Origin of the sequence: Mycobacterium shimoidei (genome assembly GCF_900417275.1) — a bacterium.
GTDB lineage: Bacteria > Actinomycetota > Actinomycetes > Mycobacteriales > Mycobacteriaceae > Mycobacterium > Mycobacterium shimoidei.
In genome coordinates this window covers 3,615,213-3,628,569 of record NZ_UEGW01000001.1, presented here as the reverse complement: position 1 = coordinate 3,628,569, position 13,357 = coordinate 3,615,213, and the positions used below count along the sequence as shown (strand labels likewise).

At 65.7% G+C, this 13,357-nt stretch carries 12 protein-coding genes, 1 pseudogene and 2 riboswitches; all 13 genes and pseudogenes read left to right on the top strand.

Translation table 11 applies throughout. From position 1 onward, the window contains the following. Window position 1: 1 nt before the first annotated feature. Window positions 2-175, top strand: a pseudogene (locus tag MSP7336_RS24595) (cytochrome P450); the annotation flags it as partial. Between the two features lie 377 nt (window positions 176-552). Then, window positions 553-852, top strand: coding sequence for a PE family protein (locus MSP7336_RS17525; RefSeq protein ID WP_069397462.1), 300 nt, complete (start codon window positions 553-555; stop codon window positions 850-852). A 105-nt stretch (window positions 853-957) separates the two neighbouring features. After that, window positions 958-1,254 carry a WXG100 family type VII secretion target gene (locus tag MSP7336_RS17520; protein WP_069397461.1) on the top strand — a complete coding sequence of 99 codons (297 nt, stop codon included), beginning with the start codon at window positions 958-960 and terminating at the stop codon, window positions 1,252-1,254. Window positions 1,255-1,312: 58 nt separating this feature from the next. Continuing rightward, a complete protein-coding gene (locus MSP7336_RS17515) occupies window positions 1,313-1,597 on the top strand; it encodes a WXG100 family type VII secretion target (RefSeq protein WP_069396469.1) in 285 nt (94 codons plus the stop codon). Window positions 1,598-1,680: 83 nt separating this feature from the next. Further along, window positions 1,681-2,592: an ESX secretion-associated protein EspG gene (locus MSP7336_RS17510; protein WP_069397624.1), complete on the top strand. Its 912-nt coding sequence runs from the start codon at window positions 1,681-1,683 to the stop codon at window positions 2,590-2,592. Window positions 2,593-2,763: 171 nt separating this feature from the next. Further along, complete coding sequence (gene eccD, locus MSP7336_RS17505) at window positions 2,764-4,275, top strand: type VII secretion integral membrane protein EccD (protein WP_069397623.1); 1,512 nt, start codon at window positions 2,764-2,766, stop codon at window positions 4,273-4,275. Continuing rightward, on the top strand, window positions 4,253-5,974 hold the full coding sequence (mycP, locus tag MSP7336_RS17500; protein WP_113964223.1) for a type VII secretion-associated serine protease mycosin: 1,722 nt from the start codon (window positions 4,253-4,255) through the stop codon (window positions 5,972-5,974). Before eccD ends, mycP begins: the two co-directional genes overlap by 23 nt. After that, the gene (eccE, locus tag MSP7336_RS17495) at window positions 5,971-7,170 is read left to right on the top strand and encodes a type VII secretion protein EccE (protein ID WP_069397621.1); all 1,200 of its coding nucleotides are present in this window, start codon (window positions 5,971-5,973) and stop codon (window positions 7,168-7,170) included. The genes mycP and eccE overlap by 4 nt, the downstream gene beginning before the upstream one ends. Then, a complete protein-coding gene (gene eccA / locus MSP7336_RS17490) occupies window positions 7,167-8,999 on the top strand; it encodes a type VII secretion AAA-ATPase EccA (RefSeq protein WP_069397620.1) in 1,833 nt (610 codons plus the stop codon). The genes eccE and eccA overlap by 4 nt, the downstream gene beginning before the upstream one ends. Window positions 9,000-9,225: 226 nt before the next feature. Beyond that, window positions 9,226-9,396: riboswitch (M-box (ykoK) riboswitch) on the top strand. A 248-nt stretch (window positions 9,397-9,644) separates the two neighbouring features. Further along, on the top strand, window positions 9,645-9,944 hold the full coding sequence (locus MSP7336_RS17485; RefSeq protein ID WP_069397619.1) for a PE family protein: 300 nt from the start codon (window positions 9,645-9,647) through the stop codon (window positions 9,942-9,944). A 12-nt stretch (window positions 9,945-9,956) separates the two neighbouring features. Continuing rightward, window positions 9,957-11,138, top strand: coding sequence for a PPE family protein (locus MSP7336_RS17480; protein ID WP_113964222.1), 1,182 nt, complete (start codon window positions 9,957-9,959; stop codon window positions 11,136-11,138). A gap of 180 nt (window positions 11,139-11,318) precedes the next feature. Continuing rightward, a riboswitch (M-box (ykoK) riboswitch) is annotated at window positions 11,319-11,489 on the top strand. 287 nt (window positions 11,490-11,776) lie between these two features. Beyond that, the gene (locus MSP7336_RS17475) at window positions 11,777-12,076 is read left to right on the top strand and encodes a PE family protein (RefSeq protein ID WP_069397617.1); all 300 of its coding nucleotides are present in this window, start codon (window positions 11,777-11,779) and stop codon (window positions 12,074-12,076) included. A 9-nt stretch (window positions 12,077-12,085) separates the two neighbouring features. After that, window positions 12,086-13,285, top strand: coding sequence for a PPE family protein (locus tag MSP7336_RS17470; RefSeq protein ID WP_069397616.1), 1,200 nt, complete (start codon window positions 12,086-12,088; stop codon window positions 13,283-13,285). Window positions 13,286-13,357: the final 72 nt, after the last annotated feature.

The following is a 13,357-nucleotide window of genomic DNA, read 5'->3' as shown; positions in this document are numbered from 1 at the left end:
CCGCTGCCTGGGTTCTCATTTGGCACGTATGGAATTGACCATCCTCGTCGATGAATAGCTGACGCGGATTCCCGAGTTCGACCTACCTTCTGACTACCACGCCGAGATCGCGTATCCGGCGAAAACTTTTGCGTTCAAGACTGCGTTCAAGACATTGCCGTTGCAGTTCGGCTGACGACACCTCGCACGTTTTACTGGCGCGTGTATAACAAAGTTGGATTTGAGAGTTCTGCTCTGCCTGAGTTTTTTCCTTGCCGACATGATCGCCCACGTGGTCGCCGCCCGGTGCACACCGACCGATCGACGACGCACGGCGAAATCGGCGTTCGCAGGCTGACGAACGCCCGGGGGTTCGCACAGGTGGCGCCATACCTCGACGCCTCGGCCGGAGTCGCTGGGCTCGACTGTTACTGCACGATTACCGGAGATGAACAATTGATTCTGACAGGTAAACACTTGCGAACACCGGCCTCGGCGGGCGGCATCGGACCTCTAGGCCATCTAGGCTCATCCTCGAAGCGATAAATCGCTGATGAGAAGGAGAAAAGCTAGATGTCGTTCGTGACCACACAACCGGAGGCATTGACGGCAGCAGCTGGCAGCCTGCAGGGGATCGGCTCGGCGTTGAGCGCCCAGAACGCGGCTGCGGCGGCCCCGACGACGGGGGTAGTCCCGGCGGCCGCCGACGAGGTCTCGGCGCTGACGGCCGCGCAATTTGCCGCGCACGCGCAGATGTACCAGGCGGTCAGCGCCCAGGCGCAAGCGATCCACGAGATGTTTGTCAACACGCTGGGCACCAGCGCCGGGTCGTACGCGGCCACCGAGGTGGCCAACGCGGCGGCGGCCGGTTAGCGGGGAAGGGGGAGCGCCCATATGTATTCGAGTCGGCGGCTACGCCACCGCGTAACCCGTCCGGCAACCATCGCGCCAGTCAATGACGAGTAAGGAGAGATTTACGTGACTACGCGCTTTATGACCGACCCGCACGCGATGCGGGACATGGCGGGCCGTTTTGACGTGCACGCTCAGACCGTTGAGGACGAGGCCCGCAAGATGTGGGCATCCTCGATGAACATCGCCGGTGCCGGCTGGAGCGGCACAGCCCAGATGACCTCGCACGACACCATGGCCCAGATGAACACCGCGTTTCGCAACATCGTCAACATGCTGCACGGGGTGCGCGACGGGCTGATCCGCGACGCCAACAACTACGAACAACAAGAGCAGGCCAGCCAGCAGATCCTGAGCAGCTGACCTGCTGCGCTCGCGTTCGCGGCTGCGTAAGCTTTCACACGTTAGGAGAACACTTGCAATGACGATCAATTACCAGTTCGGCGATGTCGATGCCCACGGTGCGCTGATCCGTGCCCAGGCCGCCGCCCTGGAGGCCGAGCACCAGGCCATCATTCGTGATGTGCTGGCCGCCGGTGACTTCTGGGGTGGTGCCGGTTCGGTGGCCTGCCAGGAGTTCATCACCCAGTTGGGTCGCAACTTCCAGGTGATCTACGAGCAGGCCAACGCCCACGGGCAAAAGGTGCAGGCCGCCGGCAACAACATGGCCAGCACCGACTCCGCCGTCGGCTCCAGCTGGGCCTAACCAAAGAAGTCAACCCAGGCGCGGCAGCACACCCGGTGTGCTGCCGCGTCCTGCGGTAATCGACCACAGGACGCGAGAGGGCGATGGACCAACAGGGCACCCGGACGGATATCACCGTCAATGTCGAGGGCTTCTGGATGCTCCAGGCGCTGCTGGACATCCGGCACGTCGCGCCCGAGCTGCGCTGCCGACCATACGTTTCCACTGATTCGAATGACTGGATCCACCAGCATCCGGGCATGACGGTGATGCGCGAGCAGGGCATCGTCGAAGACGATCAGGTGATCGAGCATGTGGCGGCCCGGATGCGCGTTCTGGCGGCGCCCGACCTCGAGATCATCGCGCTGCTATCCCGAGGCAAGTTGCTCTACGGCGTCAAGGACAAGGAAGAAGGCGAAGAGGAGCAGGTCGGGTCGCGCGACATTCCGGACAACGAATTCCGGGTGGTGCTGGCCCGCCGCGGCCAGCACTGGGTGTCGGCGGTACGCGTGGCCGATGAGATCACCGTCGACGATGTCGCGATCACGGATTCCGCTTCGATCGCGTCGCTGGTCTTCGACGCGATGGAGTCGATCCACCACGCCGAACCCGCGCAGATCAACGCAGTCAATGTGCCGCTCGAAGAGATGCTGGAGGCAACCAAGGCGTGGCAAAGCGCCGGGTTCAACGTCTTCTCCGGCGGCGATCTGCGCCGCCTGGGGATCAGCGCGGCGACGGTGGCCGCCCTGGGCCAAGCATTGTCGGATCCGGCGGCCGAGGCCGCGGTCTATGCCCGCCAGTACCGGGACGACGCCAGGGCGCCCAGCGCGTCGGTCGTCTCGTTGAAGGACGGCTCGGGTGGGCGCATCGCGATGTATCAGCAGGCCCGCACCGCGGGATCTAGCGAAGCGTGGCTGGCCATCTGCCCGGCAACCCCGCAACTGGTGCAAGTGGGGATAAAGACAGTTTTGGACACACTTCCTTATGGGGAGTGGAAAACGCACCGCAGAGTCTGACAATTACACACGAAATACCGCGATTACCAACGGCTTTCACTCAGCATTCACTCATCGTGCAAAACTAGGGAAATACCTTAGAATTACCTCAAGAATTGGGACAGGGCCCACAATTACAGACCGCGAGGCGAGGCACATGGATTCACAATTCGTCGTAGACGGAGCGGCGCGATGACCGCGGTGGTTGCCGAGGCGCTACAACCTGGTGCCGAGGCAGTCGCCACGCCGCAGGCGGCGGTGGTCGCGATCATGGCCTCCGACGTGCAGATCGGCGTGCTGCTGGATGCTAACGCCCCGGTCTCGGTGATGGTCGAGCCGCTGCTGAAGGTCGTCAACACCCGGCTACGGGAACTGGGCGTGCCCACGCTGGAGCCGACGGGACGAGGCCGGTGGGCGTTGTGCCTGATTGACGGGACACCGCTGCGCGCCGCGCAGTCGTTGACCGAGCAGGACATCTACGACGGCGACCGGCTGTGGCTACGGTTCATCGAAGACACCGAGCGTCGCTCTCAGGTCATTGAGCACATCTCGACGGCGGTAGCGGTCAACCTGAGCAAACGGTTTGCCGCGATCGACCCGGTGGTTGCGGTCCAAGTCGGCGCCGCGATGCTGGCGGTCGGCGTGCTGCTGGCCACCGGCCTGCTGGGCTGGTGGCGATGGCAAGACGACTCCTGGTTGAGCGCGGTCTTTGCCGCCGTGGTCGCCGTGGTGATGTTGCCGGTGGCCGCGATCGTGCTGATGCGGGCCACCACGGTGCCGGGGCGCCGGGTGGGCGACATGATGCTGCTCAGCGGGTTGGCGCCGCTGGCCGTGGCGGCCGCCGCCGCACCCCCGGGCCCGGTGGGCTCGCCGCATGCCGTGCTGGGTTTTGTGGTGGCGGGAGTCGCCTCGATGCTGGCGCTGAAGCTCACCGGCCGACGGCTCGCCATCTACACGGCGCTCGTCACCATCTGTGTCGCCGCCACCTTGGCCAGCGCCGCGCGGATGCTGCTGTCGACCGGCGCGGTGACGCTGATGTGCACCATCTTGCTGGCATGCGTGATCGGCTACCACACCGCGCCGACGATGTCTCGGTGGCTTTCCGGCATTCGGTTGCCGGTCTTCCCGTCCGCCACCAGTCGGTGGGTGTTCGAAGCACGGCCCGACCTGCCGACCACGGTGACCCAGTCCGACGGCGGCCGGCCGGTGCTGGAGGGCCCCGCCTCGGTGCGTGACGTGCTGCTGCGCGCCGAGCGAGCCCGGGCGTTCTTGACCGGCCTGCTGGTCGGCATGGGCGTGCTGGTGGTGGTCTGCGCTGCAGGATTGTCCGATCCGCACACTCACCAACGCTGGCTACCGCTGCTGTTGGCCGGCTTCACGGCAGGCTTCCTGCTGTTGCGCGGGCGATCCTATGTCGACCGCCTGCAGGCAATCACGCTGGCGCTGACTGCAGTGGTCCTGGTCGCCGCGGTGGTGGTCCGGTACGTGCTGGTGCTGCAATCACCGGTGGTGGTTGGCGTGGGCGCGGGGCTCCTGGTGCTGTTGCCGGCGGCCGGATTGACCGCTGCGGCGGTGGTGCCCAACACCATCTACAGCCCGCTGTTCCGTAAATTCGTGGAGTGGATCGAATACATCTGCCTCATGCCCATCTTCCCGTTGGCACTGTGGTTGATGAACGTCTATGCAGCGATTCGTTATCGGTAGCAGGCGTGCGGCCGGACTAGCCGCCACCACGCTCATCGTTGCTTCGGCGGCACTGACCGGCTCTGCACCGGCGTACGCGATCAACCCCCCTGTGGTGGATCCGGCCGCCGTACCGCCGGACTCGCCGCCCGGACCGGAACAGCCGATGCGGCAAAGCGCCTACTGCACCGAGGTTGGCGTACTGCCGGACAGCGATTTTCGCGTGCAGCCGAAGTACATGGACATGTTGAACCTGTCCGAAGCTTGGCGGTTCGGCCGCGGCGCCGGTGTGCGGGTGGCCGTAATCGACACGGGGGTGACGCCGCACCCGCGGCTGCCGCACTTGGTCCCCGGCGGGGACTACGTGATGGGCGGCGGCGACGGGCTGTCGGACTGCGACGCGCACGGCACACTCGTGGCATCGATGATCGCGGCGGCTCCGGCGTCCGCCGAAACACCGGGAGCGCCGGGTCCGCGACGGCCGCCTCCGGTTCCCACCAACGAACCACCGCCACCCGCGCCACCGCCGCAGACGGTGACGTTGTCGCCGCCGGCACCCACGACCGTCATCCTCCCGCCTCCGGCGCCGCCGGAAGAGGGAGCTCCGCCGGCGCCGTTTCCGTTCGGGCCGCCACCCAGGGCGCCCGGCGCATCCAACCGTGGCCACGGAAAAATAGTGGCGCCCAACTATTCCGGCGGTCGGCATGATCGCGCTGTTGACTACCCACGACCGGCTGCTCCGCCGCTGGCCGATGCCTTCAGCGGCATAGCGCCCGAGGCCGAGATCATCTCGATCCGCCAATCCAGTCAAGCGTTCACGCTCAAGGATGCGTTCACCGGCGACGAGGATCCGCAGACCCGGCAAAAGATGGACAGCATTCGCACGATGGCGCGTGCGATCGTGCACGCGGCCAACATGGGCGCTTCGGTGATCAACATCTCCCAGGTGCTGTGCATGAGCGCGCGCAGCGTGCTCGACCAGGCCGATCTGGGGGCCGCGGTCCGCTACGCGGCGGTCGACAAGGACGCCGTCATCGTCGCGGCCGCCGGCGACACCAGTCAGAAAGACTGCAAGCAGAATTCGCTGTTTGACCCGACGCGACCGGACGATCCCCGGGATTGGAATGGGGTGACCACCGTGGTCACTCCGTCATGGTTCAGCGACTACGTCCTGACCGTGGGAGCCGTCGACTCCAACGGCGCACCGATGGACAAAAATGGACAAAACGGAAGCTTGGCCGGCCCATGGGTGTCGATCGCGGCTCCGGGCACCGACGTCGTCGGATTGTCGCCCCGCGACGACGGCCTGATGAACGCGATTGACGGCCCGGACAACACCTTGCTGATACCGACCGGCACCAGCTTCTCGACTGCCATCGTGTCGGGCGTGGCGGCGCTGGTCCGGGAAAAGTATCCGAACCTGTCGTCGCACCAGATCATCAACCGACTGATTCACACCGCCCGAGCGCCTGCCCGAGGAGTCGACAACCAAGTCGGTTACGGCATCATCGACCCGGTGGCCGCGCTCACGTGGGACGTGCCGGACGGCCCGGTCGTGTCCGACAAACTGTCGTCACCGCTGGAGTTGCCTCCACCGCCACCCGAGCGCAACATGACACCGGTGTGGGTGGCGGCCGGCGGGTTGATCGCCGCGTTCCTGGTGGCAGTGGCGATATTCGGTGGCATGGTGTTAATACGGCGAACGGGGCTCAACCGATGAAAGCGCAACGGCGGTTCGGGCTGGCCCTGTCCTGGCCGCGACTCACCACGGTGTTCCTCGTCGACGTCGCAGTGCTGGCGATCGCCAGCCACCTTCCCGATGCCTGGCAGACAGGGCACGCCGCATGGTGGGCCGGGGTGGCGGTGGCGGCGCTGTTAACGGTTGCCGCATTGGTCACCTTCGGTGGGATTCCGCTGGTATCCGCACCGGTGGCCCGGGTGCGCAATTGGTACGCCGACCCACAGGCGCTGATCGCCGGTTGCACGCCCGGGATCGACCACCAACGCCGCTTCGGCCGTGACGTCGTCGGAATCCGCGAGTACGAGGGCCAATTGGTCACGGTGATCTCGGTGGAAGCCGCGCCGGACGTCGCGTCCGGCCGGCATCGCCAGCAGGCCGCGGCGCCGGGCATCCTGCCAGTAGATGTTGTCGCTGCAACGTTGCGGCAGTTCGACGTTCGGCTTGATGGTGTGGACATCGTCTCGGTGGGATTTCGGCGGGGACCCAAGGCATCTCGGGGTGTCGAATCGGCGGTGCAAGACGACTTCGGAGCCGCCGGTGAACAACGCCCGCTTGATGAGCGCAGAACCTGGCTGGTGGTGCGGATGGATCCGCAGAACAATGTCGCTGCGGTGGCGGCCCGCGATTCGGTCGCCGCGACGTTGGCCGCGGCGACCGAGCGGATCGCGCACGATCTGGACGGCCGCCAATGCATGGCGCGCCCACTGCGCGCCGCCGAGATCGAAGACGTCGACGACGCCGTGTTGGCCGGCCTTGATCCCAACCTGATCCGGCCGTACTGGCGATTTCTCAAGCATCCCGACGGATTCGTGACGAGCTTTTGGGTCTCACCTTCGGACATCACCGCCGAAACCATGGAGGAACTGTGGTTCCCGGACACCGATGTGACCGTGGTGACAGTCCGGCTCACCCCGCGCCGCGGCGGGATCGACGTGTCGGCGTTCGTGCGCTATCACAGCGACAGGCGAGTGCGAAAGAGCGTGTGGGGCGGGCTGAATCGGCTCACCGGACGCCAATTGGGCGCTGTGCGCGCCAGCTTGCCGGCACCGTTGCCGGGTCCGCCGCTGGCCATGCCGAGCCGCACACTGAGCGACGACGAACACCTCACCGTGCCGATCGACGGAAGCGCACCGACTCCCGAGTACTCGCTGGGTCCCGCTGGGGCGGATAGATGAGCGGACCGCAGACCAACGCAACGGATGCGCGCAACGCGATGGTCGCTGGACTGTTGGCGTCCGGCATCTCCGTGAATGGGTTGCAGCCCAGTCACAATCCGCAGGTGGCATTGCAGATGTTCACCACGGCGTCCCGGCTCGACCCGGACATGTGCGATGCCTGGCTGGCTCGGGTGCTGGCCGGTGATTCCAGCATCGAGACGCTGACCAATGCTTGGGAAACCTCGAAGACGTTCGGCTGGGAGATCCGCCGGCTGGGCCTGACCGATCTGGAATTCCGTCCCGAGGTATCCGACGGGCTGTTTTTGAAATTGGCGGTCACCAGCGTGGAATCGCTGGCTGCCGCGTACGCGGCCGCGCTCGCCGAAGAGAAGCGCTACGAGGAAGCATCGCAGTTGCTCGATCGCGTCGAGCCGCGACATCCGTTCGATGCCGAACTGATCAAGTACGTGCGCGGTGTGCTGTACTTCCGCACCGGCCGCTGGCCGGACGTGCTGGCCCAGTTCCCGCCCGCAACGCAGTGGCGTCTTCCCGAGTTGAAGGCTGCCGGCGCGGCCATGGCGACCACCGCGTTGGCATCGCTGGGGGTGTTCGAGGAGGCGACCCGACGGGCCCAAGAGGCCATCGAGGGGGACCGGGTGCCCAGTGCGGCCAACGTCGCGATGTACACCCAGGGAATGTGCCTGCGGCATCTGGGCCGCGAGGACGAAGCCATCGAATTGCTGCGCCGCGTCTACTCGCGAGATGCGAAGTTCGCGCCGGCCCGGGAAGCATTGGACAACCCGAACTACCGCCTGGTGCTCACCGATCCCGACACGATTGAGGCGCGGACGGATCCGTGGGATCCGGACAGCGCGCCGACGCGCGCAGAGGCCGAGGCCGCGCGGCACGCCGAGATGGCCAAGAAGTATTTGGCCGAAGGCGATGCTGAGCTCAATGCGATGTTGGGCATGGAGCAGGCCAAACGCGAGATCAAGCTAATCAAGTCGACGACGAAGGTGAATCTGGCTCGCGCCAAAATGGGCCTGCCGGTCCCGGTGACGTCACGCCACACCCTGCTGCTGGGCCCGCCGGGGACCGGCAAGACAACGGTGGCGCGGGCGTTCACCAAGCAGCTGTGCGGACTGACCGTACTGCGCAAGCCGTTGGTGGTGGAAACCAGCCGCTCGAAGCTGCTGGGCCGCTACATGGCCGATGCGGAAAAGAACACCGAGGAGATGCTCGAGGAGGCGTTGGGCGGGGCCGTCTTCTTCGACGAGATGCACAATCTGCACGAGAGCGGGTACTCGCAGGGCGACGCCTACGGCAACGCGATCATCAACACCTTGCTGCTCTACATGGAGAATCATCGCGATGAGCTGGTGGTGTTCGGCGCCGGCTACGCCAAAGCGATGGAAAAGATGCTGGAGGTCAATCAGGGTCTGCGACGGCGGTTTTCGACCGTGATCGAGTTCTTCAGCTACAACCCGAAAGAACTGATCGAATTGACCCAGCTGATGGGCCGGGAGAACGAGGACATCATCACCGACGAGGCGGTCGACGTGTTGCTGCCCGCGTACACCAAGTTCTACAACGACGAGAGCGTGTCGCCGGACGGCGATCTGATCCGCGGGATCGACGTGCTGGGCAACGCGGGGTTCGTGCGCAATGTGGTGGAAAAGGCCCGGGATCACCGCAGCTTCCGCCTCGATGACGAGGAGCTCGACGCGGTGCTCTCCGGCGACGTTGAGGAATTCAGTGAGGATCACCTGCGCCGGTTCAAGGAGTTGACCCGCGATGACCTCGCCGAGGGCCTCAGCGCGGCGGTAGCCGAAAAGAAGACGACGTAGGGTAGGCCACAGCAAATCGGCAGCTAACCGTGACGCGACTGGCAGGCAGGCCGTTTCTCGGCCTTTGCGGCTCTAATGAAGGCGGCGCGTCTCAGGTAACTCCTGGTTAACGCCTATTTTCGGTCCCGCTCAGGTCGCCGCGGCGCGCTTGCGCCGCCGCAGTGCTGTGCGCAATGCCCGCTGAGGTGGGTTGACCCGCGCAAACCCTGGTGTCACGATGACGCCGCATGCACCTCGGTAGGTGAGGCGTCTGCACGGATATAGGCCACTGACCTCGAACGTCGAGAGACGCCCAGGGTCAGGACAGCTCCTCCCGGCTTAAGGGTTGAGCCCAAGTGGCTTCCGGGACAACCGGATACGCCGTGTGGTGCCAAAGCTCTGACGAGAGGGGTTGGCTCACCTTTTTCGTCGCGCCTTGGCCTGCTGCGGTGTCTTAGCTGCGTGAGGGGGTGAGGCGAGAGAGCCAAACCTTTCGATGGTTCGCGTCAGAGCTAACCGATATCGATGACCGTTTCACTCCGATCCGGTCACGGCTGCGTTTTCACCAGCTGAATCATGGCGCGCCAGAATGTATTTCCCGCTCGTCGGCAGCACGAGGACCGAGGCCCGTATCCGGGTCGGACCGTATCCGTAAGGAGAAAGTCCATGTCTTTCGTGACGACACAACCGGAATCGCTGTCTGCGGCTGCCGCCGATCTGCACGGGATTGGTGCCGCGCTGACCGCGCAGAACAATGCGGCCACTGGGCCGACGACGGCCCTGGTTCCTGCGGCCGCTGACGATGTCTCCGCGCTGACTGCGGCGCAATTCGCCGCACATGCCCAGATGTATCAGGCGGTCAGTTCGCAAGCGGCGGCAATTCACGACATGTTCGTCAACACGCTGGCGATCAGTGCGGGGTCCTACGCGGCCACCGAGGCTGCTAACGCGCTCGGCGCGGGTTAAGGGGCTGGGCCAATGGACTTCGGGGCATTTCCACCAGAATTCAACTCCGCGCGCATGTATACCGGTGCTGGGTCGGGGCCGCTTTTGGCTGCGGCAGCGGCCTGGGATGGGCTGACCAGCGAGCTGGGGTCCGCGGCATCCGCGTATGCGTCGGTGATCTCCGGGCTGGTCGATGGGTCGTGGCTTGGGCCGGGGTCGGCGGCGATGGCCGCAGCGGCTTCGCCCTATGTGGCGTGGATGGCGCGCACCGCCGGCCAGGCGGAACAGGCGGCCGGCCAGGCGCGATTGGCGGCAGCCGCGTACGAGTCCGCGTTCGCGATGACGGTCCCACCGCCGGTGATCGCGGCCAACCGCGCGCAACTGATGGCATTGATCGCGACCAACTTCCTTGGTCAAAACACCCCGGCGATCGCGGCCACCGAGGCGCAGTACGCCGAGATGTGGGGCCAGGACGCCGCCGCGATGTATGGCTATGCTGCGGCATCGGCGGCCGCCACCAAGGTGGATCAGTTCAGCGCGCCGGCCCAGACGACGAGTTTGGCAGGCGTCTCGGCGCAGGGTGCCGCGGTCGCGCAGGCCCAGCTGTCGCAGGGGGTTTCTGCGGTACCCGGTGCCTTGCAGGCACTCTCGTCACCTACGGCGGTGACGGGCACCAGTTCAGGGATCGGCGCAATTGCAAGCGCTCTCGGTTTGCAGCCCGGAGATCTATCGAACGCGGTGACAAACCTTGCCAGCGGGTTTATGACACCCTATTCGCTGGCCGGTATCACTCAGGTCGGGTCCGATCTCGCCGTGCTGCGCGGCGCCGCCCTGGCGCCCCACGACCCGTTCGGTTTGGGTGCATTGGATGGCTTGCTCGGCGGGTTTCCAGCGGCGCCGGGCGTGGGAATCGGTGCGTTCGGGCAAGCCGGATTCGGCGAAGCCGCGGCGGTGTCGGCGAGCCTCAGCCGGGCCCCCTTGGTTGGCGCACTGTCGGTGCCGCAGGGCTGGGCTGCCGCCTCCCCGCCGGCGAGCTTGCCTGCCGCTACGCCGTTGCTGTCCAGCTGGACCGCGGTCCCGGAGACCGGAGCAGCCGGAACGCCAGGGGTGCCCGGGATGCCGATAATGAGTTCGGGTGCGCGAAGTATCGGCTTCGTAGCACCCCGATATGGATTCCGGCCCAGCGTGATCGCCCACCCACCCGCGGCCGGTTGACGGTGGGTTCACTCACAGGAAGTCGCCAGTTAACCAGCAGTCAGGAGACGAGTATTGCGACGGTCTTGAAAGTTGGCTGGTCGAGGCATATCTCATCTTCCATTTGCGTCGCGGATCCGCTGTGACAGCTAAAGCGCGGCGAGTTGACGAATCCGCGACACGGTGTCAAGATAGTGAGCGTATGCACCTCGCTAGGTGAGGCTTCTGCACGGATATAGGCCACTGACCTCGAACGTCGAAAGACGCCCAGGGTCAGGACAGCTCTTCCCGGCTTAAGGGTTGAGCCCAAGTGGCTTCCGGGACAACCGGATACGCCGTGTGGTGCCAAAGCTCTGACGAGAGGGGTGCGGTATCCGGCTCGTCCGGCGGCCTCATCCCTTTGTGCGATTGGTTGGCACCCGCGTGTGCCCCGGCCGTGAGGAGGTGAGAGCGACATTGAGTCCTAGTGATAGTCCCTATCCCAGATCGATGACCATTTCGCTCGAATCCGTCCCCGGCACGGTTTCCGTCGTCTGATTTGCTTGGCGCCCAAGGGCGCTGATAGCGCGCGCCGTTTTAATGCGAACGCGCGCTGCTTAAGCATGTCCTGACCCCGGTGTGACGACACGGATTCGGGCTGTTCCTCCTGGAGAAGTCCGATGACTTTTGTAACCACGCAACCGGAAATGCTGACGGCCGCCGCGGGCGACCTGCAGCGCATCGGTTCGGCGATATCGGCCCACAATGCGGCCGCCGCCGGCCCGACAACCACCGTGCCCCCGGCCGCCGCCGACGAGGTATCGGCCTTGACAGCAACACAATTCGCCGCTCACGCGCAACTTTACCAAGCGGTCAGCAGCCAGGCGGCGGCGATCCACGAAATGTTCGTAGCCGCGTTGGGCAGCAGCGCCGAGTCCTACGCAACCACCGAGGCCGCCAACGCGGTCGTCGCACGTTAAGGAGTCACAATGGATTTCGGTGCATTGCCCCCAGAGATCAACTCAGCTCGGATGTATGCCGGACCAGGTTCGGCACCGATGCTGGCCGCCGCCTCGGCGTGGGACGGACTGGCAGCCGAATTGCGTTCGGCGGCAGCGTCTTATCAGTCTGTCATCGCCGGGCTTACCGGCGAAGGATGGATGGGACCGGCGGCGCAGGCGATGGCCGCCGCCGCCGCGCCCTACATCTTGTGGATGAGCACGACCGCCGAGCAGGCAGCCCAGACCGCTGCCCAGGCCAAGGCGGCAGCCGCCGCCTATGAAGCGGCGTTTGCGATGACGGTGCCACCGCCGGTGATCGCGGCCAACCGCGCGCAGCTGGCCGCGCTGGTCGCAACCAACGTGTTGGGGCAAAACACCCCGGCGATTGCGGCGACCGAGGCCCAGTACGGCGAAATGTGGGCGCAGGACGCGGCCGCGATGTACGGCTATGCCGGCAACTCGGCAGTCGCTGCGCAGTTGACACCATTCAGCGCGCCGCAGCAAAACACCAATCCGGCGGGATTGGCTGCCCAAGGGGCGGCGACGGCTCAGGCCGCCGGCTCCGGCATCCAGAGCCAGCTGTCGCAGCTGGTGTCCACAATGCCCACCACCCTGCAGGGGCTGGCGGCACCACTGCAGACCGGGACGCCCGGCGCGGTGGGGCCGTCCATCCCGGCGATTTTCGGGATCGAGCCGGGAGACCTGGCGAACGCCAGCACGAACCTGTTGAGCAGCTCGTTTAGCCCGATGGGACTGGCCGGTATCACCCAGGTCGCCTCGGATCTGGCCGTGGTCCGCGGTGCGGCCCTCGTCCCCGACGACCCATTCGCTCTGGGCGCCCTCGACCTGTCCGACCTCGTGCCGGGTGCGGCGAGCTCCGGGCTAACCCCGTTGGCGGGGACCAACTTGGGTGGCGCGGCGGTGTCTGCGGGTCTGGGCCGAGCCAGCTCTGTCGGGGCTTTGTCGGTGCCGCAGACCTGGACGACCGCCGCACCGGCGGCAAACGCGACCGTGACGTCGTTCCCGGGCGCCAGCTGGGCCTCGGCGCTACCGGAAGCGGAGGCAGCCGGCGTGCCCGGTATGCCGGGGATGGCGGTGCCGGGTTCAGGTGGACGTGGCGTCGGCCTTTCTGCGCCCAGGTACGGCTTCAAGCCGACGGTGATGGCGCGACCGGTGGCCGCCGGGTAACACGACGCGGACCATGAGGCCCCGCAACGCGGAAGGAGGGATCAACTGAGGGCTGGCGACTCTCAGCAGACT

Coding starts and splice junctions, on each gene's coding strand:
- MSP7336_RS17510 (WP_069397624.1), top strand. CDS start 1,681: ATGGACCAACAGGGCACCCGGACGGATATCACCGTCAATGTCGAGGGC.
- eccE (WP_069397621.1), top strand. CDS start 5,971: ATGAAAGCGCAACGGCGGTTCGGGCTGGCCCTGTCCTGGCCGCGACTC.
- MSP7336_RS17475 (WP_069397617.1), top strand. CDS start 11,777: ATGACTTTTGTAACCACGCAACCGGAAATGCTGACGGCCGCCGCGGGC.
- eccD (WP_069397623.1), top strand. CDS start 2,764: ATGACCGCGGTGGTTGCCGAGGCGCTACAACCTGGTGCCGAGGCAGTC.
- MSP7336_RS17515 (WP_069396469.1), top strand. CDS start 1,313: ATGACGATCAATTACCAGTTCGGCGATGTCGATGCCCACGGTGCGCTG.
- MSP7336_RS17480 (WP_113964222.1), top strand. CDS start 9,957: ATGGACTTCGGGGCATTTCCACCAGAATTCAACTCCGCGCGCATGTAT.
- eccA (WP_069397620.1), top strand. CDS start 7,167: ATGAGCGGACCGCAGACCAACGCAACGGATGCGCGCAACGCGATGGTC.
- MSP7336_RS17525 (WP_069397462.1), top strand. CDS start 553: ATGTCGTTCGTGACCACACAACCGGAGGCATTGACGGCAGCAGCTGGC.
- MSP7336_RS17470 (WP_069397616.1), top strand. CDS start 12,086: ATGGATTTCGGTGCATTGCCCCCAGAGATCAACTCAGCTCGGATGTAT.
- mycP (WP_113964223.1), top strand. CDS start 4,253: ATGCAGCGATTCGTTATCGGTAGCAGGCGTGCGGCCGGACTAGCCGCC.
- MSP7336_RS17485 (WP_069397619.1), top strand. CDS start 9,645: ATGTCTTTCGTGACGACACAACCGGAATCGCTGTCTGCGGCTGCCGCC.